At 58.4% G+C, this 18974-nt stretch carries 17 protein-coding genes; 6 read left to right on the top strand and 11 right to left on the bottom strand.

What is annotated here, in order from left to right; all coding sequences use genetic code 11:
• The first annotated feature begins 355 nt into the window (after window positions 1-355).
• The 3 genes from HMPREF2927_RS05545 (at window position 356) to HMPREF2927_RS05535 (ending at window position 3305) form a co-directional block, all read left to right on the top strand.
• On the top strand, window positions 356-1546 hold the full coding sequence (locus HMPREF2927_RS05545; RefSeq protein ID WP_070686260.1) for a 5-(carboxyamino)imidazole ribonucleotide synthase: 1191 nt from the start codon (window positions 356-358) through the stop codon (window positions 1544-1546).
• A gap of 99 nt (window positions 1547-1645) precedes the next feature.
• On the top strand, window positions 1646-2284 hold the full coding sequence (gene purE / locus HMPREF2927_RS05540) for a 5-(carboxyamino)imidazole ribonucleotide mutase (protein ID WP_049350050.1): 639 nt from the start codon (window positions 1646-1648) through the stop codon (window positions 2282-2284).
• Window positions 2285-2303: 19 nt separating this feature from the next.
• Window positions 2304-3305, top strand: a complete 1002-nt coding sequence (locus HMPREF2927_RS05535) for a lipid II:glycine glycyltransferase FemX (protein WP_070686258.1) — start codon at window positions 2304-2306, stop codon at window positions 3303-3305.
• Between the two features lie 184 nt (window positions 3306-3489).
• On the opposite strand, the gene glpX is transcribed toward HMPREF2927_RS05535, so the two are convergent.
• On the bottom strand, window positions 3490-4497 hold the full coding sequence (gene glpX, locus HMPREF2927_RS05530) for a class II fructose-bisphosphatase (protein WP_070686256.1): 1008 nt from the start codon (window positions 4495-4497) through the stop codon (window positions 3490-3492).
• An 83-nt stretch (window positions 4498-4580) separates the two neighbouring features.
• Complete coding sequence (locus HMPREF2927_RS05525; protein ID WP_070686254.1) at window positions 4581-4862, bottom strand: hypothetical protein; 282 nt, start codon at window positions 4860-4862, stop codon at window positions 4581-4583.
• Window positions 4863-4899: 37 nt separating this feature from the next.
• On the opposite strand from HMPREF2927_RS05525, the gene HMPREF2927_RS05520 reads away from it, so the two are divergent.
• Both HMPREF2927_RS05520 and HMPREF2927_RS05515 read left to right on the top strand, forming a co-directional pair.
• Window positions 4900-5619 carry a carbonic anhydrase gene (locus HMPREF2927_RS05520; protein WP_070686252.1) on the top strand — a complete coding sequence of 240 codons (720 nt, stop codon included), beginning with the start codon at window positions 4900-4902 and terminating at the stop codon, window positions 5617-5619.
• A gap of 225 nt (window positions 5620-5844) precedes the next feature.
• Window positions 5845-7251, top strand: a complete 1407-nt coding sequence (locus HMPREF2927_RS05515; protein ID WP_060823847.1) for a class II fumarate hydratase — start codon at window positions 5845-5847, stop codon at window positions 7249-7251.
• A 132-nt stretch (window positions 7252-7383) separates the two neighbouring features.
• Here HMPREF2927_RS05515 and HMPREF2927_RS05510 read toward each other — a convergent pair whose 3' ends face one another.
• The 5 genes from HMPREF2927_RS05510 to mca all read right to left on the bottom strand — a co-directional run bounded on the left by HMPREF2927_RS05510 (window position 7384) and on the right by mca (window position 12410).
• On the bottom strand, window positions 7384-8655 hold the full coding sequence (locus HMPREF2927_RS05510) for an MFS transporter (RefSeq protein WP_233992220.1): 1272 nt from the start codon (window positions 8653-8655) through the stop codon (window positions 7384-7386).
• Window positions 8656-9069: 414 nt separating this feature from the next.
• Entirely contained in the window at window positions 9070-9576 is a 507-nt protein-coding gene (locus HMPREF2927_RS05505; protein WP_005506863.1) for an NUDIX hydrolase, read from the bottom strand.
• Between the two features lie 126 nt (window positions 9577-9702).
• Window positions 9703-10230: a prepilin peptidase gene (locus HMPREF2927_RS05500; RefSeq protein ID WP_070686250.1), complete on the bottom strand. Its 528-nt coding sequence runs from the start codon at window positions 10228-10230 to the stop codon at window positions 9703-9705.
• Window positions 10231-10348: 118 nt separating this feature from the next.
• Window positions 10349-11158: a polyprenyl diphosphate synthase gene (gene uppS, locus HMPREF2927_RS05495; RefSeq protein ID WP_070686248.1), complete on the bottom strand. Its 810-nt coding sequence runs from the start codon at window positions 11156-11158 to the stop codon at window positions 10349-10351.
• 280 nt (window positions 11159-11438) lie between these two features.
• Complete coding sequence (gene mca, locus HMPREF2927_RS05490) at window positions 11439-12410, bottom strand: mycothiol conjugate amidase Mca (protein ID WP_070686246.1); 972 nt, start codon at window positions 12408-12410, stop codon at window positions 11439-11441.
• A 418-nt stretch (window positions 12411-12828) separates the two neighbouring features.
• Here mca and greA point away from each other — a divergent pair, with 418 nt between their 5' ends.
• The gene (gene greA / locus HMPREF2927_RS05485; protein WP_044150727.1) at window positions 12829-13326 is read left to right on the top strand and encodes a transcription elongation factor GreA; all 498 of its coding nucleotides are present in this window, start codon (window positions 12829-12831) and stop codon (window positions 13324-13326) included.
• Between the two features lie 158 nt (window positions 13327-13484).
• Here greA and ilvA read toward each other — a convergent pair whose 3' ends face one another.
• The 4 genes from ilvA to HMPREF2927_RS05465 all read right to left on the bottom strand — a co-directional run bounded on the left by ilvA (window position 13485) and on the right by HMPREF2927_RS05465 (window position 18418).
• Window positions 13485-14738, bottom strand: a complete 1254-nt coding sequence (ilvA, locus tag HMPREF2927_RS05480; RefSeq protein ID WP_070686244.1) for a threonine ammonia-lyase — start codon at window positions 14736-14738, stop codon at window positions 13485-13487.
• A gap of 209 nt (window positions 14739-14947) precedes the next feature.
• Complete coding sequence (locus HMPREF2927_RS05475) at window positions 14948-16174, bottom strand: AI-2E family transporter (RefSeq protein WP_070686242.1); 1227 nt, start codon at window positions 16172-16174, stop codon at window positions 14948-14950.
• A 172-nt stretch (window positions 16175-16346) separates the two neighbouring features.
• Window positions 16347-17336: a Bax inhibitor-1/YccA family protein gene (locus tag HMPREF2927_RS05470; protein WP_044150729.1), complete on the bottom strand. Its 990-nt coding sequence runs from the start codon at window positions 17334-17336 to the stop codon at window positions 16347-16349.
• 197 nt (window positions 17337-17533) lie between these two features.
• Window positions 17534-18418, bottom strand: a complete 885-nt coding sequence (locus HMPREF2927_RS05465; protein ID WP_070686240.1) for a Cof-type HAD-IIB family hydrolase — start codon at window positions 18416-18418, stop codon at window positions 17534-17536.
• Window positions 18419-18974 lie beyond the last annotated feature (556 nt).

The following is an 18974-nucleotide window of genomic DNA, read 5'->3' as shown; positions in this document are numbered from 1 at the left end:
TATCTAGCGGAGATTTATCGGGAAAAAGGTGCCAATGCTGCGACGGTGAGCGTTGGTTACGTTGTCACTGCGTGGTGCTTCGGCCTCTTTTACAAGCTCTTATATGTTAATACAGTCCCGGTGCGTTGTTTGTCCCTTTGGGAGTTTTTCCATAGACCTCTCAGCTACCGGGTGGATTCTTTTCATCATGCGCTGATAGTTTCCTCTCTCCCCGGCCGCGCAGAAGGCAGGTTTTTACGATTTCTTCCGGTATTCACGCCCAAATATTGGGCTCCGCATCCCCATTGAACTTATTCTGTGACCTTATTGTGGTCTTGCTCCCACAGGATCTCCGAACCCGGTACACTTAGGTGATGTGACTTACCCTGTGACTGGACCCGTAATTGGCGTCATCGGCGGAGGCCAGCTGGCCCGCATGATGGCTCCCGTAGCAACTAACCTTGGCCTGAACCTGCAGATTCTCGCGGAGGCGCCCACCGTTGGCGCCGTGGCAGCGGTACGTACCGCACCCGTCGGGGACTACAAAGATCTGGACACCCTCCGCGAATTTGCTCGCGGCAAGGATGTCATCACTTTCGACCATGAGCATGTGCCCACCGAATTTCTGCGCACCCTCATGGCGGAGGGTGTGAATGTTCAGCCCCGTCCCGAAGCTCTCCAGTACGCTCAGGACAAGCTCCTGATGCGCACTGCCGTTGAGCGTCTGGGCCTGCCGAACCCCCGCTGGGCTAAGGTTTCTACCCTGGACGAACTGCTCGCCTTCGGCGATGAAATTGGCTGGCCCGTAGTGCTGAAAACCCCGCGCGGCGGCTACGACGGCAAGGGCGTACTCGTTCTGGATTCCCCCGAGGAGGCTCGCGAGCGCAGCGCCGAATGGTTCGAGCAGCTGCCTTCCCGCACTGATTTCTCGGCTCTGCTTGCCGAGGAGAAGGTTCCTTTTACCCGTGAACTCTCCGCGCTGGTGGCTCGCCGTGAAAGCGGCGAGGTGCGCCCCTGGCCGGTTGTTGAGACCATCCAGGTGAACTCCATCTGTGATGAGGTCATTGCACCCGCACAGGACCTGGACCCCGAGATCGCTGAGGCTGCCGCGGCCGCTGCGGTGACCATTGCCTCCGAGCTGGGCGTGACCGGCGTAATGGCTGTTGAGATGTTTGAGGTGCCCGGCTCCCCCGCGGGCTTCTACATCAACGAGCTGGCGATGCGCCCGCACAACACCGGCCACTGGACTCAGGACGGCTCGGTGACCAGCCAGTTCGAGCAGCACCTGCGTGCGGTACTCGACCTGCCGCTGGGTGATACCTCCGTGCTGGAGGGTGTTGCCGTAATGAAGAACTATCTGGGCGGCGAGAACGAAGACATTTTCGGTGTCTACCCGCTGGCGCTTTCGGCTGAACCGCGCGCAAAGATCCACTTCTACGGCAAGGAGACTCGTCCGGGCCGCAAGATTGGTCACGTGAATATTTCTGGCACGGTGGCTGAGCTTGAGGCGCTGCGCCATAGCGCCGCGAATGCCGCCTCCATTTTGCGTGACGGCCGCCCCCTGTAGCCCCTGTTTTAGCCGGTGCGTGGGGTGAGAGCATCCTGCGTATCCGACGCACCCTGTTGATGGTGGTTCGCCACCGCATCCTGAAAGGATATGAGGATTATGTCTCAGTCTCCCTATGATTCTTCCCAGCCCATTGTTGGCATTGTGATGGGTTCGGATTCGGATTGGTCGGTCATGGAGGCCGCAGCCGAGGTTCTGGACGAGTTCGGCATCCCTTACGAGGCTGATGTTGTTTCTGCACACCGCATGCCCGAGGACATGATTGAGTACGGCAAGAAGGCTCACAGCCGCGGTATTCGCGTGATTATTGCCGGTGCCGGCGGGGCCGCTCACCTGCCCGGTATGCTCGCTTCCGTCACCGCGTTGCCCGTGATTGGTGTTCCGGTACGCCTGAAGAACCTCGAGGGTATGGATTCGCTGCTGTCGATTGTTCAGATGCCCGCTGGTGTTCCGGTAGCTACCGTCTCCATTAACGGTGCTCGCAATGCGGGTCTGCTGGCTCTGCGTATTTTGGGTTCGGGTACCGATGCATTTGCTCAGCAGGTTCACGCTGATTTGCGTCAGTTCTCTCAGGATTTGCGCCAGACCGCAATGGACAAGGGAGCAGCTCTGCGCACCCGCGTTGCCGAGGCGAAGGCTAAGGCAGCCGCTGAGCGTGAGGCGGAGGAGAGCTCCTCCGCACCCCGCCCCGCTTCCGCTCCCGAGGCTTCGTCGGAGCCCCAGGCTTACGTTCCCTAAGCTCGGATACACTAGAAGGATGAGCAATATTCTTCAGTCCGATATTTGGGCACGTTTTCAGGAATCTAATGGTCACACCGTGATCCGTAAGAGCGGTAACGGCTGGTCGTACCTTGCGACCGTTGAGGGCGGCGCTACCGGCCGCTACCTGTACAGCCCGTACGGACCGGTTGCCTCCAGTGCTGTGGCTTTTGATGAGGCTCTCGCGTCGTTGAAGGAAGAGGCTGCAAAGCTTCGTTGCCTGTTTGTTCGCATTGAGCCGACTGAATCCGCTATTTGGGGCGATCAGGATGCGGCTACTTTCTTGGCTCGTCGCGGCTCGGTTTTGGCTCCTCGCCAGGTGCAGCCTTCGCACACTCAGATTATTGATCTTTCGGGCTCTGAGGACGAGATCCTCAAGGGCATGAAGTCCAATAACCGCAATCTGCACCGCAATATCCACAAGAAGGGCGTGACCATTGAGGTGTCGACGAATCCTGAAGATTTGTCGATTCTGTTCGCGTTCTTGGATGAGACTGCGGACCGTAATGGTTTTAACCGTCAGCAGGATGAGTACCTGATGCAGGTTGCTCGCGTGCTGATGCCCGCCGGTGCGGCATCCCTGTACATTGCAAAGCTGACCGATGAGAACGGTGAGAGCACCCCGATTGCGGCGGCGTTTGTGTACGATTCGGATGACACCCGCACCTACGCGCATGCGGCGGCTTCTTTTGAGCACCGTCGCCTGTCCGCGGGTATTCCGGTAGTGACGAACTTTATCCTGGACGCTAAGCGTAAAGGCCTGAAGTACGTTGACCTCTTCGGCATTGCGCCGGAGGATCAGCCGGACCACGAATGGGCTGGTTTCACCAAGTTCAAGAAGTCCTTTGGCGGCGAGTCGGTGGAGTACCCGGGTACCTGGGATGTTCCGGTAACTTCTTTGGGTTACCGCGCCTACACGCTGGCGTACAAGGCTCGTCCGGCTGTTCGTGATGCTGTGTCGAAGGCGAAGGCGAAGGTTCAGTCTTTCCGCTCTCGCTAACGGGTTCAGGCGCACCGCTACTGGGGCGTATCCTGAGAACTAAAAGCTAAATATACGGAGGGAGCCGCCCTCACCGAGTTCTTCGGTGGGGGCGGCTCCCTCTGTGTATGTATGTGCAATGTTTGAGGAGTCTTAGTGCGGCTCCTCAGCCCTTGCGGTGGCGAAGATTACTGCCCTTCGAAGATTACTGCTCTTCGGGGCTCTTGGTGTGTGAGAGAATCTCGCGCAGGCGGGAGAGGCGGTGCTCTGCCTCAACGGTACGCACGGTGCCTGAGGAGGAACGCATAACCAGCGACTGGGTGGTCACAACGTTCTTGCTGTAGCGCACGCCGCGCAGCAGCTTGCCGTCGGTGATACCGGTTGCGGCGAAGAAGCAGTTGTCGCTGGTGACCAGGTCGTTGGTGGTCAGCACGCGGTCGAGGTCGTGGCCGGCTTCCAGTGCCTTTTCACGCTCTGCCTCGTCGGTCGGTGCCAGGCGGCCCTGGATGACGCCACCGGTTGCCTTGATAGCGCATGCTGCGACAACGCCTTCGGGGGTGCCGCCGGTGCCCAGCATGAGGTCCACGCCAGTGTTTTCGCGGCAGGCTGCGATAGCGCCAGCGACGTCACCGTCGAGGATGATGCGGGTACGGGCGCCTGCCTCGCGAATCTCCTGAATCAGCTTGGCGTGGCGGGGACGGTCCAGCACGCATACGGTCAGCTCGCTAACCTTCTTACCCTTTGCCTTAGCGACCAGGTGCAGGTTCTGCTTGACGGGCAGGCGCAGGTCGACGAATTCTGCAGCTTCGGGGCCGGTGACCAGCTTCTCCATGTAGAACACTGCGGAGGGGTCGAACATGGTGCCACCGTCTGCTACAGCAATCACGGAGAGGGCGTTGTCCATGCCCAGAGCGGTCAGGCGGGTACCGTCGATGGGGTCAACCGCCACGTCGAGGGAGGGACCGGAGCCATCGCCTACGCTCTCGCCGTTGTACAGCATGGGGGCCTGGTCCTTTTCGCCTTCACCAATGACGACGGTGCCGTTGAAGCTGACGGTGGAGAGGCGGTAACGCATTGCGTCTACGGCTGCACCATCTGCGAGGTTCTTTTCGCCTGCGCCAACCCAGGGACCTGCAGCAATTGCTGCAGCTTCGGTCGCGCGGACCAGTTCCATTGCAAGGTTGCGATCGCCGTGATTGTTGTTCGTAGTCATAGACTCACCTTCGAGGATTCTGAATACACCGTCGGCTGGCTGGTTCTTTCCAGCACGAAGTCGCCGACGCAGTAGTGCTCCTTTCAGGATAGCGCGCGGGCGCTTCGTTTTTCTTGTTCTGAACGAGTTTGCGTGCGTGTTGACTTTATCGTGAGCAGATGCGGCAAATCTGTGAGGGCTTCATCTCTCTTTACGCCTCTTTTTGTGCCTTTAGGCACGGGAAGGCGTGCCAAACTAGCTATTTTTTGCATTTTTAAGGCATATTTGAGATAGGTTATTTCGCGGGACCCCGGAACCAACTTGAGCTTCAGCATGAGCGATTGAAGCTTCCCCACCGCCGCCCACAGAAACGAGCGGGTGAGCATATACGAGTTCCTGTCCCTGTCCGCTAAGGAGCATCACATGGCTGGTATTCAACCGACCCCCGCAGAAGCGTGGAAGCGTCTTCGAGACGGCAACCGTCGTTTTATTGAGGGCAGCAACGAGCACCCCAACCAGGACACTATCCGCCGCACCGACCTAGCCGCCGGCCAGTTCCCCTTTGCTTCAATCTTTGGCTGCGGTGACTCCCGCCTTGCGGCAGAGATTATTTTTGATCTCGGCTTGGGCGACGCGTTCGTGGTTCGCACCGCCGGCCATGTGCTGGAGAATGCTGCTCTTGGTTCGCTCGAATATGCGGTCGAAGAGTTTGAGACCCCTGTCGTGATGGTTCTTGGCCACGACTCCTGTGGTGCGGTCACTGCCGCTAGCAATGCGCTAGACTCCGGCGAGATGCCGCACGGCTTCATCCGTAACCTGGTCCAGCACATCCTGCCTTCGGCAATGTCTCCGAAGCTGCCGGAGAACCCGACCGTCAACGACATGGTGCGTGAGCATACCCGCCAGACCGCTATCCGCATTATTGAGCAGTCCCACATCATTTCGGATGCAGTGGTTGAGGGTAAGGTCGCCGTGATTGGTGTCTTCTACCATCTGAAGGAGGGTAAGGCGGAGCTGGTGTTCAGTTCGCAGGACCTCACCCTGCCGGAGGAGAAGAACGACACGCAGAACCCGCCGACCCAGACACTTCCGGTGGTCGTGAAGACTCCCCCGCGCGTTGTGGTTGCCGAGAACCTGGACTAAACTTCTTCTTCTCTGCTCGTTACGATCCTTAGTGCGAGAACCCACACGCTCGCACTTAACAACAGATTTTTCTATGGGATACCCCCGCCACGGTAGCGTGTTCGCACATCTGCCGGGGGCGGGGTTTTTCTGCGCCTTCTCGCGCCGCAAAATTTATGAGCGTTTTTCCTCTTTTGACACCTTTTCGAGGCGACGTAAGCCACTTTGAACGCCTATCCTAGAGGTATGGCTGAAAACATTGAATACCGCATTGAACATGACACCATGGGCGAAGTTCGCGTTCCGGCTGATGCACTCTACCGTGCACAGACCCAGCGCGCAGTCGAGAACTTCCCGATTTCGGGTCAGACCCTCGAATCCGCCCATATTCGTGCGCTTGCCCTCGTGAAGAAGGCAGCCGCGACCGCCAATGAGGAACTCAAGGTGCTCGACGCTGAGCGCGCCCAGGCTATCCGCGACGCAGCGGATCTGGTAGCAACCGGTAAGTACGACGCCCACTTCCCCATTGACGTCTTCCAGACCGGTTCCGGTACCTCCTCGAACATGAACGCGAACGAGGTTCTGGCAACCCTGGCAACCCGCTCCCTGGAGTCCAAGGGCATTGAGGTTCACCCCAACGACCACGTGAACGCATCCCAGTCCTCCAACGACGTCTTCCCCACCTCCGTGCACGTTGCTGTGACCGAGGCTCTGGTGAAGGACCTGATTCCCGCTCTCGAGGTGCTCGCTGAGTCCCTGGAGCGCAAGTCCGTTGAATTCAAGGACGTTGTGAAGTCCGGTCGTACCCACCTGATGGACGCAACCCCCATCACCCTGGGCCAGGAGTTCTCCGGCTACGCCGCAACCGTGCGTTACGGCATTGAGCGTGTGAACGCTTCCCTGCCCCGCGTGGCTGAGGTTCCCCTGGGCGGTACCGCTGTGGGTACCGGCATTAACACCCCGGACGGCTTCTCCGCTCGCGTGATTGAGCTGCTCGCTGAGGAGACCGGCCTGCCCCTGACCGAGGCTCGTAACCACTTCGAGGCTCAGGCTAACCGTGACGGCCTGATTGAGGTTTCCGGTCAGCTGCGCACCCTGGCATACGGCCTAATGAAGATCAGCAACGACATCCGCTGGATGGGTTCGGGCCCGAACACCGGCCTGGGCGAGCTGCACATCCCCGATCTGCAGCCCGGCTCCTCGATTATGCCCGGTAAGGTCAACCCCGTGATTTGTGAGGCTACCATCATGGTCGCCGCTCAGGTTATCGGTAACGACGCAACCATTGCTCTGTCTTCCACTAACGGCGCGTTTGAGCTGAACGTGGGTATCCCGGTGATGGCTGCTAACCTGTTGCAGTCGATTCGCCTGCTCGCTAACGTTTCTCGCGTTTCGGCGGAGAAGATGATTGACGGTCTGACCGCTAACGTTGACCGTTGCCGCTTCCTGGCTGAGGCTTCGCCGTCGACCGTGACCCCGCTGAACAAGCTGATTGGTTACGAGGCTGCTGCGAAGATCGCTAAGTACTCGGTGGCTCACAAGGTGACTGTCCGTGAGGCAGTTGTGGCTCTGGGTTATGTGGAGCGCGGCGAAGTGACTGAGGAGCAGCTGGATGCGGCTCTGGACGTCACCAAGATGCTGGGCAACTTCTAATCTCACCCGCCTGAACCTCGCCTGAGGTTCGCGGCTTAACCATAGAGGGAGGGGCGACTCGCCATGACGGCGGGTCGCCCCTCCCTCTGTATGTGTTCTCTGCTCCGTCATTAAGGTGGTAGCGGGTCCTCGCTATTGTTCAACAATATTGAACACTTTGAACTGTTTATAGTGGACCAGCGTGTAGATGAGGCAGAGTACAGCCGGGATGCTGACGACAAGCGCAGCGTTGAAGGAGCCGAGATGGTCAAGCATCAGTGCTACCGCGCCCATCGAGTACAGCGTTCCTAATCCAAACACGGCGCCGTCAAGGGAGCTGGCTCGCCCCAGTAGCTCATTCGGTGTAATGCAGTCACGCAGATTGTTGGAGAAGATGAAAGCTGATGCCCATCCTACGTCCAGAATGAAGAGCAGGGCGCCGAGCACTACGGGGTTATTGCTGATGGTGACCAGCGGTATTCCGAGCAGGGATACGACGTTGGCGACCAGCAGCATTCCTCGTGTGTTCTCGAAAGAGAGGAAACGATCGATGATGAGCGCCGCGACGATACCACCGATACCGCTGCAGGCCATAATCATGCCTACCACTGAGGCTTCAAAAGTGAGCTCCTCATACAGGCGGTAAATAATGATGAGTGAATACGATGCCGTAGCTGCCGCCAAGAAGAACGTGTAGACAAGGATAAGTCTCTGCGGAGCACCGGAGAACATGTATTGGATACCGTCAAACATGCGGTGAATAAACCCATGTTGTGCGGTTTCGCGTTGCTCAGTTTTAGTTTCCATCTCTACGGATGGCAACGTTGCGTATGAAATAGTTGCCGCTCCGAAAAGGAGCACCGGGACGATAAGACCGACCGTTGCACCCGCGACAAGAACAATAAATCCTGCCGTAGGGGGCGCAATGATTGCGGATATTCCCTCGCAAATTTCACGACGTGCATTGTACGAAAGAAGGTTTTCTCGTCCGAGAAGCTGCGGAATATATCCTGCTTCTGAGGCAGCAGCCAGCTCAGAGAAGACACCGCTCACAAATCCTAGTGCGGCGATGGCGAACCATGACAGCATATGCTGCTCAATCATCAACGCCAAGGTAAGGATGCTGAGGATGTTTACTGCCCCGGCAATCACAATCATAGGTTTTCGAGGCAGACTATCAGATAGGGTTGCTAGTGGATATGCCAAGGCGATATTGGGGATTTGCATGGCTACCGCCATTACGCCAGCCAGCCCAATTTCGCCTGTACTAGCGAGAATCGCAATGGGTAGGGCGAAGGAATATATTCCTGTACCCACCAGAGAGCCAATAAGGGCTACGTAGATTCTCCAGGGTATTTTATGTGTTGTCATGCTTTCCTCTTCCCAGCACGCATCAAAATAGCTGCTAACAATTGTGATGAACACGATGATCCTAGTTCACAGAAAATGGCATGCCTTAAAGATTTATAGGCAGAGTAAAAGGAAAGCGACTACGCTCACCAGAACATCACGTGAACGAATCTTTCTCGGGTTACTGACTAATACGGGCCGTCACTCCCAATGTAACCCGTGTCATATATAAAGCATCTCATGCAAACCACTCATAACTCGATACACAGACGCAAATTAAGGTAAAAAAGACAAAAACAAAATAAAACCATGGCAAAATTCAGGCTTCCAGTCCCCCACTCCCACAGAAAAACAGGAAGAACCACCCAATAACATGTAACAAACTGTCATAAAAATACTGGGAGGGGCGACTCGCCATGACGGCGGGTCGCCCCTCCCTCTGTATCTACACGCCTCATTCGTCGCTTTTACTCAGCCCCAGCAGCCGGTCTAGTACTCTTCCGGCGGCACCGACTCCAAACCAAAACGGCAGTGGCCATCATAGTTCAGCGCCGCATCAATACGGTCCAGCATCCGCTCCGAAAGCAACGCACGCTCCGCCGGGTCAGACACATCCACCCAACGCACCTGCGAAGACTCCTCATCATTCACCTTCGCCTCACCAGAAACCCAGCGGCACAAGAACGTATGATCCAAGAACTGGCAGCGGTCACCATTACCGAACTGCATCGGCGGGTCAGCCTTCACCTGCGCCAGCTCCAGCACCTCAATCTGCACGTTCGCCTCCTCCTGCGCCTCACGCAGGCAGGTCAGTGCGGGGCTCTCCCCCGGGTCCACAATGCCCGTGATCGGGGTCCACGCCCCGTTATCGCTACGGCGCACCAGCAGCACCTTAGAATCCTGCTCACGGTACACCACAGCCGTCGCACCGGACAGCCACAGGTAATCCGAACCAATCCGCTCACGCAGCTTACGGATATAGGGAGGAGTAGGCATAACATCAACCTTTCAAAAGCCCCGGCAAATCTACCGGGAATAGGTGCCAGAGAGCAGAGCAAACAGCCCCGAGCCGCACACAGAACAAGCCCGCCATTTAGCCGGACGGTCACCCTACTTCGGAATCTACCACAGAGAATACGCCGGAGCAGCCAACGCCACCAGCGCCCCCAGAAGCATAAACGGACCGAAGGCAATGCGGGTGCTACCACGCACCTTCGTGAACAACACCAGAGCCAAAGACACCAGACCACCGGCAAGGAACGTCACCAGCGACGCCCACCCCAGATTCGCCCAAGACAGGTACCCGAGCACACCGCCCAGAATACCGGCAAGCTTCACATCCCCGCGGCCCAGCGTACCAAAAGACAGGATACGCAGAAGCAGGTAGCAGAACCACAGTGCCAGACCGGCACCAATCACACGCCAAATATCGGCGGGGCGACCGGCAAAAAGCAAAGACACCGGCAACGCCGTGTAGGTGGCAATAGCCAGAGGAATCAGGATGCGGTGCGGCAGACGGTGCTCCCGCATGTCAATACGCCACAGCCGCAGGGCACACCACAGAAAATACAGCAGGTAGCTGCCGAGCACCAAAGCGGCAATAACGGAGGCGCCTCCAGCGTTGTAGAGGCGGGAAAGCTCAGCGAGCATAGAACGTCCATTCTGTATTGCTGGAGGCTGTACTACCAGAGACTGCTAGCCAGGAACCAACTAGTCAGGAACCAGCCAGCCGAGAAACATGCACCGATGGCGCTAGAGCATCTAAGGTCTAGGAACCGAATCGGCGGGAACGATTCGCGTAATCCCGCAGAGCACGCAGAAAATCAACGCGCGTGAAATCCGGCCACAGGGCACGGCAGAAATAAAACTCAGAATACGCGCTCTGCCAGGTCATGAAACCGGACAGGCGCTGCTCACCCGAAGTGCGAATCAGCAGGTCCGGGTCGGGCATATCGGCAGTGTACAGGTGCGAAGAAATATCCTCCACGCTCAGCTGTTCAGCAAGCGAGTCCAAGGATGCGCCCTCAGCGGCGGCCTCACGCAGAACCGAGCGGACCGCGTCCACAATCTCCTGGCGTCCGCCGTAACCGACCGCAATGTTCACGCGAACACCGGGCAGGTGCGCAGTCTGCTCAATCGCCCAATCCAGGCGCTCGTGCAGCTGAGGAGGAATTAGGTCAATATTGCCGATAGCGCGCACCGGACCGCAGGCGGATTCCACCAGACGCACCAGAAACGCATCAATCACAGCGACCAGACCGGTCAGTTCCTTCTCGGGGCGTTTCAGGTTCTCAGTGGAGAGCATGTACAGGCTCACCTGCGGAATCGACAGCTCAGTACACCAGGCAAGAAAATCAATAATTCGCTCCGCACCGGCGGCGTGGCCCTCACGGGTGCTCAAGCCGCGCTGAGCCGCCCAGCGGCGGTTACCGTCCACCAGCACTCCAATATGTGCCGGCAGGGATTCGGGGCTCAGCGAGCGCGCCAGAGCCTGCTCATAGACGGTAGGCTCAGTGACAGTGCCGGGGTTGCTGGCGTGGCCGTGCACAGTAATCACGGGCAGGGCGTTGGCGCTCATAGCTCATACCTCATTCGGCTGTCGTGGCAGATAATTCAGCGGGCTCATAACGAAAGAGTCCAAGCTCTTATTCTACGCCGCCGCGCCGTACCTTCGCGGCAATCGGCATCACGGTTGGGCTGAGAATCGGCTCAAAATTTGTGGCATCTGGTGGCGGCGTTCGGGGTTGTGCACAGGGGCTGCACGCATCGCGCGCCTAAGAATGGATGATGCCCTTCACCTACGACTCATATCGTGGGTGAAGGGCATCATTGTAACGCGCGGGGCGATGCACCCCAGCCTAGATAACGTAGTAGTCGCTCAGGCCCTCGTCCAGGCTAGATTCGGGCAGCTGAACCTCAGTGTGCGAGGCGGCCAGCGTGTAGTCCTCCCAGGGCCAAATGTCCTTCAGCTGTTCGCTGGGCACGGCGAAGAACACGCCGTTCGGGTCCACCTGCGAGGCGTGCGCGCGCAAAGCCTGATCGCGCTGCTCAAAGTGCTCGTGAACCAGGATGCGGGTCGTAGTCTCGTGGCGAGGTGCCTCCCCCGAGGAGGCGCGGTGCGCGAGGTTCTCAATCCAGCCGCTCAGCAGGCTCTCACCGTGCGTATCGAGCAGATGCTCGTGCAGGGCGAGGGTGCGTTCGGGGTTGAATGCGCGGTCGTAGTAGAGCTTCAGCGGGGTCCAGGGCTCACCCTCACCCACGTAGGCATCCGGGTCGCCCGCCTTCTCGAATGCTTCCACGGCAACCTTGTGGGTCATGATGTGGTCGGGGTGCGGGTAGCCGCCAATTTCGTCATAGGTGATGATGATGTGCGGGCGGTACTCACGCACCAGACGCACGAGCGGCGCGGCGGCACGGTCCAGGGGCATGGTGCCAAAGCTACCGAAGGGAAGCGGCGGCATGGGGTCACCCTCGGGCAGACCAGAGTCGAAGAAGCCAATCCAGCGGTGTTCAATACCCATAATCTCGCGGGCAGCCGCCATCTCAGCGCGGCGCAGACCCGGCAGGTCACGGTGCGCACGGGGGCTCTTATCGACCTCCTCGTTCAGGATGTCACCGCGCTCGCCGCCGGTCATCGTCGCCACCATGAAGCGGGCACCACGGGCAATATACGCCGAGGCGGTACCGGCGCCCTTGGAGGACTCATCGTCCGGGTGGGCGTGCACCGCGAGGATGCGCAGACCGGTGTAGTCCTCCTCCAGCGGTTTGAGGGAGTCCACGGGAGGGTGAGTCGGCAGGTTTGCCTTCAGCTGTTCAATGGCTTCGCTCACGGTGGTCTCCTTTAGGTGATGCGCCAGGGGTCGATGATGTGTCTGTGATTCGCGAATACGAGCGCTACACGGCAGAAATTTTACGGTTGTAGCTTCTCGTATGATACCCAAGGATAGCGCCGGTGCACTAGCGCAGATGACGCCGTGTGACGTCGTGAAACGTGCCGTCATATCAGCAGATTCACTGGCAAGAAACAGGATGATGCTGGCGGAGTGTTCAGCTACCGGCGTGCGTACCGGCGAAGATGTGCCCAGAGGGGAAGATACGACCGGCATAACAGCCGAAAATCCTCCGGTGCTCTAGAATAGGTCTGTTGATTCATTCCGTTACCGGTACCGCCGCGCATTGAACGCGGCACGCGGTAGCGGGTTTATTCGTTTCGCACCGGCAGAGCCGGCGCATAAGCAAAGGACACGCATGGCTGAAAACACCGGTGCATGGCTCACTCAGGACGCCTTCGACCGCCTCACCCAGGAGCTGGAGTACCTCTCCGGCCCGTACCGCCAGGAAATCGTTGACCGCATCGCGCAGGCACGCGATGAGGGTGACCTCCGCGAGAACGGCGGCTACCACGCAGCACGCGACGAGCAGGCGAAGAACGAAGCGCGCATCAAGCAGCTCAAGCACCTGCTGGAAACCGCACACATCGGCGACACTCCCGCTGACGACGGCGTAGTAGAACACGGCATGGTTATCGAAGCTGAGGTTGCCGGCCGCACCCTGAAGTTCCTACTCGGCTCCCGCGAAATTGAGGACACTCTGCCGGCAGGTAGCGACCTGAAGGTCTTCTCCGAGAAGTCCCCCCTCGGCGCAGCAATTATGGGCGCTAAGCAGGGCGACGAGGTCACCTACACCGCTCCGAACGGTAAGGAACTGAGCGCCAAGATTATCTCCGCAACCCCTTACCAGGGCTAAGAAGTTAGAGCTAAGAGACAGCGCTAGATATAAAACAAACAGTGCGGGGTGCTGACCATCAACGGTCAGTGCCCCACACTGTTTGTGTCTATTCTTGCGTTCTGCCTATAAGTCGCAGGCGCACCTATTACAGCTCGTCGGCTAATAAATATATCGGCTTAGTAGACGATGATGGGCTTGAAACCCGCGTCCTCCAGAGCGGCAATCACCTGGCGGCAATGCTCCATGCCCTTGGTTTCCATATCGATCGTAATCGACACATCCCCCATGGAGAGCGAGCCACCCACGCGGGTGTGGTCCACACCGGTCACGTTCGCGTCGTTCTCAGAGATAATGCGGGAAATGGTTGCCAGCTCACCCGGACGGTCAGAAAGCATCATCTTTACGGTCATGTAACGGCCAGCCGCAGACAGACCGCGCTGAATCACCTTCAACATCAGCATCGGGTCAATATTGCCGCCGGAGAGCACACACACGACCGTACCCAGGTCGCCGTACTCTTCCTTCAGCTTGCCGTTCATCAGCGCCGCCACGGGCACCGAACCGGCAGGCTCCACCACAAGCTTGTTACGTTCCATCAGGAAAATCAGGGCGCGAGCAATATCATCTTCGCTCACGGTCGCCACATCGTCCACCAGCTCCTTGATGATGGAGAAAGGCATCTGGCCGGGGCGGCCCACCGCAATACCATCAGCGATGGTGGAAACCTTCTTCAGCGGCACCAGAGCATCCGCAGCCAGCGACAGGGGGTACGCCGCCGCGTGCTCCGCCTGAACACCAATAATCTTGATCTTCTTGCCGAGCTTCTGCTCCTTCGCACGGATAGCAGCGGACAGGCCAGCCAGCAGACCGCCGCCGCCAACACCCACAATCACGGTGTCAACATTCGGAACCTGCTCCAGGATTTCCAGACCGATCGTGCCCTGACCGGCAATAATGTCTTCATTGTCGAAGGGGTGCACGAACACCGCGCCGGTCTCTTCGGCGTAGCGCTTCGCCTCCGCCAGAGCCTCATCCACGGTCACGCCGTGCAACTCAACCTCAGCACCGTGATCACGGGTCGCGGTAATCTTCGGCAGCGCCGCACCCAGCGGCATGTAGATACGAGCCTTAATGCCCAGACGGTCAGCCGCCAGAGCCACACCCTGAGCGTGGTTACCCGCGCTCGCCGCCACGACGCCGCGCTTCTTCTCCTCCTCGGAAAGCTTCGCCATACGCACGTACGCACCGCGCACCTTGAAGGAACCGGCACGCTGCAGGTTCTCGCACTTAAAGAAAACCTCGGAACCGAGGCGCTGGCTCAGCGCACGCGAATGAGCGACGGGGGTGCGTTCAATAACGCCTTCGAGCAGCTCTGCGGCACGTTCAATGTCGGTGAGGGTCACGGGCAGGGAGTCGAGATCTACGCTCACGAGGTTTCCATTCTGAAGGTACGTATTCTGGCGGCACCTAGCCCCGCACGCTGAAAGACGCGCGGTGGCACAGTGCACACTCCATTTTAGAGGATGCACCGGCATAAAGCAGGGGCCATCCCCGCACTCTCAACAGATAGTGCAAGAACGGCCCCCACCTAGCTTATGTGCGGGCGTCTAGCCCGCGGTTAATCACAATGAACTGAATTCTAAGCCTTCTCAGATTCCTTAGATTCTTCAGATCTTTCGGAAGTCTTAGCTTCCTTCGCCTTTTCAGACTCTTCAGCCTTCTTACGGCGCTCCAGCTCATGCGGGAAGAGGAACTCCTCCTCACGAGGCGCCTCCTTCTCCCAGTCACGGTTCGCCAGGTAACGCACCACCGAGTTGACCACAGCCAGAGTCGGTACGGCGAACAGAGCACCCACCGCACCAAAAATCATGGAGCCACCAGCCACCGAGAAAATAACCGCCAGCGGGTGCAGGGAAACAGCCTTACCCATAATGAGCGGCTGCAGAATGTGGGATTCGAGCTGCTGAACCAGCAGAACAATACCGAGCATAATCAGCGCCTGCACCGGCCCCAGAGCAACCAGCGCCAGCAGCACAGCCACAGCACCAGATATGAGGGCACCAATCACCGGAACGAAGGAACCGAGGAAGACCAATACACCCAGAGGGATAGCCAGCGGAACACCCAGGATTGCGGCACCAATACCGATGCCGATAGCGTCAATAGCCGCCACCAGAATCTGAACGCGCACGTACGCTCCCAGGGACTTCCAGCCCGCGCGACCCGCACCGTTGACTGCGGCACGCGCATCCTTCGGGAAGAGGCGGGTGACGAACAGCCAGATACGCTCGCCCTCCATCAGGAAGAAGACCAGGGTAAACAAGGTCAGCAGGGTACCGGTCGCAACCTCAGCCGCAGTCGAACCTACCTGAGACACACCGTGCAGCACGGAGCTGGGGTTATTGGTTACAGCGCTCTCCATCTGATCCAACAGCTGGTTCATCTGGTCGGCGCCGAACTCGTAGCCGAGGTTCTTCAGCCAACCAATCAGCTGCTGGTAGCCCTGCATCGCCTTATCCGCCATGGACACAAAACCGCGCAGAATCTGCTGACCGGTCAGCGAAATAATACCGGCGAGCACCAGAATCATACCGATTTCGGCAATAGCCGCGGCGCTACCGGCACGAACGCCCTTCTTACGCAGAAGCATCACGGCGGGGCTCAGCAGAGCCGCCAGCAGCAGAGCCACCAGAAGAGAAATAACCAGCAGGGAGACGTGCCCCAGGCCCTTCCAAAGGATCCAACCGGCACCGGCAATCATAATGATGCGCCACGCCCAAGCACCAGCAACTTCCATAGCAAAAGGCACCCGGTAGCCGCGCTCCTCCTCGGCTACATGCTCTTCTGCAACAGGTGTAATTTTCACGGTGTCTCCAACTCGTTATCGGTGTCGCGCCCGCGCGGGGCAGCTTCGGCTGCCCCAGCGGAGGCGGTATGTGGTGATGTTGTTGCGCCCCTCCCCTGCGCCTCGATACATCGGGGAAGTAAAGCGGCGAAAGCGGCGGCACCATCACGGTACCGCCGCCTCAAAGTGAGCTTTAGTCGTTGCTAAAGATGCTTGCCAGGTACATGAGAACACGCAGGATCTCAACATACAGCCAGACCAGAGAAGCGGTCAGGCCGAAAGCAAGGCGCCAAGACTCACGCTCGGGCAGGCCAGCCTCCACAGCCTCGGAGGTGGTGGTGAAGTCCAGCAGCAGCGAGTAGGTTGCCAGCGCAACAGCGAACAGACCAACCACCAGGCCCAGCGGAATACCACCAATAGAGAAGCTGTTCAGCGAGGAACCGAAGATACCCGCGGTCAGCATGGACACCAGGCCGTAACCCAGGTAGCTGAGCGCACCAATCATGAAAATCTTATTCAGCTTGGGGGTGGTGCGAATCTTGCCGTTGGCGAAGAGAGCCAGGGTCACACCCGCAACCACGAGGGTTGCCAGAACCGCCTGAACTGCCACGCCGGGGTAGCGCATATCCACAACAGCGGACAGACCACCGAGTAGCAGACCTTCCATGAGCGCGTAGGTCATGACCAGAATCGGGGAAACCTTCTTCTTGAAGGAGTTCACCAGACCCAGGACCAGACCGCCAACCATGCCCAGGAGCAGCAGCACCGGTGCATTCCATGCAACAGCGGCACCGACAGCGACCAGGCCCAGGTTGATACCGGTCTTAACCAAGACATCGTTCATGGTCAGGCGCTCACCGGCGGGGATGGGCTCCGAGTAGGTGGGGGCTGCTACGCCGTAGTCAGCCTCACCGTACGGCTGGCCGTACTGTGCCTGCTGACCGTACTGGGGCTGACCATACTGCTGGCCATAGGGCTGCTGGCCGTAGGTGTTCTGGCCGTAGCCCTGCTGATCATACTGCTGACCGTACTGGCCATAGGTCTGCTGCTGACCGTACTGTGCCTGCTGACCGTACTGCGCCTGCTGGCTGGTCTGCTGCGGCTGCGCACCAAAACGACCGAAACGAGAGTCACCCTGAGTGACATTCTTCGTCATTGAATTCAGAAGCGGGTTTCCCGCCATCTTTCTCTCCTTAAACGGGTACAAAACTAATTCTGTTAATTATATCGGATAGATTCTGTGCTCACGGGCGCTGTTCGTTACCAGCATGGGCTTCTAGCGACCTTGCCAGAATATTTCAGGGCGGTGTTTACCTGAGGTTCACCCAGGCCCGCGCCGCCCCGCATGCAAAGGCTTCTGCGCGTCTCTTTGTGAAGCGTCTAGTGCGAAGCTTCCAAACGATCAAGGAGCTGCTCCAGATACTCCAGAACTGCCTGTTCCTCGTTCGAGCCAATCACCTCGTCAGCAGCAGTTCGCACAACCTCCGGGGCGTTAGACATAGCAACACCCCAGCCCGCGTAGCGGAGCATCTCCATGTCGTTCTCACCGTCACCGAAGGCAAGAATGCCCGCCGGATCAGCATCCAGACGCTCGCATAGGTCCTTCAGACCGGTCGCCTTATTGACACCGGTACGCACCAGGTCAATGGCACCGAAGCCACTCACCATCGGGGTGACGGTCTGCGGAAGAGCCTCGCGCAGGTAGACGCTCAGCTGCTGCGTCTGCTTTGGCGGGGTCAGCAGCGGGAATTTAATGGGTGCACCCTCAAAATCTTCAATAGAGTCAACCATGACCGAGCCGGGGAAGAAGAACGCCGCAAAGTCCTCCAGGGTGAGGGTTTCGGGAAGCTCCTGACCGGTGTCTTCAAAATAGCCGCGAATCATGTGCACAATCTGGTCACAGCGGTCCTTAGGCAGGTAGATACCTTCGGTAGTACAGATCAGCAAACCAATCTGGTCGAGTCCCTGCACTATCTCAATGATGCGCGGCACATCCTCTTCCACAAAGGGATGCACGGCAAGCTGACCGCTCTCATCAGCAAGGTATGCCCCATTTTCAGCAATATAGGTAAGACCTCGCCCTTCAAAGCCGCGCATATAGTCCCGCAGCTTGGCGTAGGTGTTTCCGCTCGCCACGACGAAGTGGATTCCATGCGCCTGCAGGCGGGGCAGGATGCGCGCGAACCGTTCGGTGTCGAAGGTTTTGGAGTCGGTGAGGAAGGTGCCGTCCATATCGACGGCAATGATGGAGGGTTTAGTCTGCATGCTGTGCCTTTCTGACTCTGCTCCCCCGTTCAGGCAGGGGTGCGTCTGTGGCTGTGTCTCTTTATAGGGTCTCACGTTTTTTGAGCTCCGGAAGACGGTTCGCGGGTGTTTTAGGGCGTGGAGCCCCGTCACAAAACGTCATCTAAACCCCCTGTTTTGCACTCTTTTTCTCCACAAACTAGACTTACTTGAAGTGTAAAACTTTACTTGTCAAGCTTGAAGGCATGAACAACACCACGAAATACAGCGGCGCAGGCAAGTTCTCCATCGACGCGCTCGTGACCGCGCGCCGCAAGTAAGCTTTGAACCGCCTCCTGCCTTACACACATGATTCCTGAAGGCAGGCAATCACCGATAGGTTCACCAGACTTCACCGCCGGCCGTCCTAATTCCGGCAAAGGACGACCGCATCTACCCGCGGTGAAGAGAGTACGCGGAATGCGGCACCCCGCACCGTCACTCCACGATGCCCCCGATAGTATGGGTCGGGGGCATCGCCTTTTAAACTCCAAACACCACACCCCAGACATGTCCCCCCCCCCCCCCCCCCCCCCCC

Origin of the sequence: Rothia sp. HMSC061E04 (assembly GCF_001813685.1) — a bacterium.
GTDB classification, from domain to species: Bacteria; Actinomycetota; Actinomycetes; order Actinomycetales; family Micrococcaceae; genus Rothia; species Rothia mucilaginosa.
The sequence above is the reverse complement of the archived record's forward strand: the minus strand, read 5'-3'. Positions and strand labels throughout refer to the sequence as shown.

Excerpts from the sequence above, each read along its gene's own strand:
- purE (WP_049350050.1), top strand. The coding sequence starts at position 1,646 with ATGTCTCAGTCTCCCTATGATTCTTCCCAGCCCATTGTTGGCATTGTG.
- HMPREF2927_RS05535 (WP_070686258.1), top strand. The coding sequence starts at position 2,304 with ATGAGCAATATTCTTCAGTCCGATATTTGGGCACGTTTTCAGGAATCT.
- glpX (WP_070686256.1), bottom strand. The coding sequence starts at position 4,497 with ATGACTACGAACAACAATCACGGCGATCGCAACCTTGCAATGGAACTG.
- HMPREF2927_RS05525 (WP_070686254.1), bottom strand. The coding sequence starts at position 4,862 with ATGCTCACCCGCTCGTTTCTGTGGGCGGCGGTGGGGAAGCTTCAATCG.
- HMPREF2927_RS05520 (WP_070686252.1), top strand. The coding sequence starts at position 4,900 with ATGGCTGGTATTCAACCGACCCCCGCAGAAGCGTGGAAGCGTCTTCGA.
- HMPREF2927_RS05515 (WP_060823847.1), top strand. The coding sequence starts at position 5,845 with ATGGCTGAAAACATTGAATACCGCATTGAACATGACACCATGGGCGAA.
- HMPREF2927_RS05505 (WP_005506863.1), bottom strand. The coding sequence starts at position 9,576 with ATGCCTACTCCTCCCTATATCCGTAAGCTGCGTGAGCGGATTGGTTCG.
- HMPREF2927_RS05500 (WP_070686250.1), bottom strand. The coding sequence starts at position 10,230 with ATGCTCGCTGAGCTTTCCCGCCTCTACAACGCTGGAGGCGCCTCCGTT.
- uppS (WP_070686248.1), bottom strand. The coding sequence starts at position 11,158 with ATGAGCGCCAACGCCCTGCCCGTGATTACTGTGCACGGCCACGCCAGC.
- greA (WP_044150727.1), top strand. The coding sequence starts at position 12,829 with ATGGCTGAAAACACCGGTGCATGGCTCACTCAGGACGCCTTCGACCGC.
- HMPREF2927_RS05470 (WP_044150729.1), bottom strand. The coding sequence starts at position 17,336 with ATGGCGGGAAACCCGCTTCTGAATTCAATGACGAAGAATGTCACTCAG.
- HMPREF2927_RS05465 (WP_070686240.1), bottom strand. The coding sequence starts at position 18,418 with ATGCAGACTAAACCCTCCATCATTGCCGTCGATATGGACGGCACCTTC.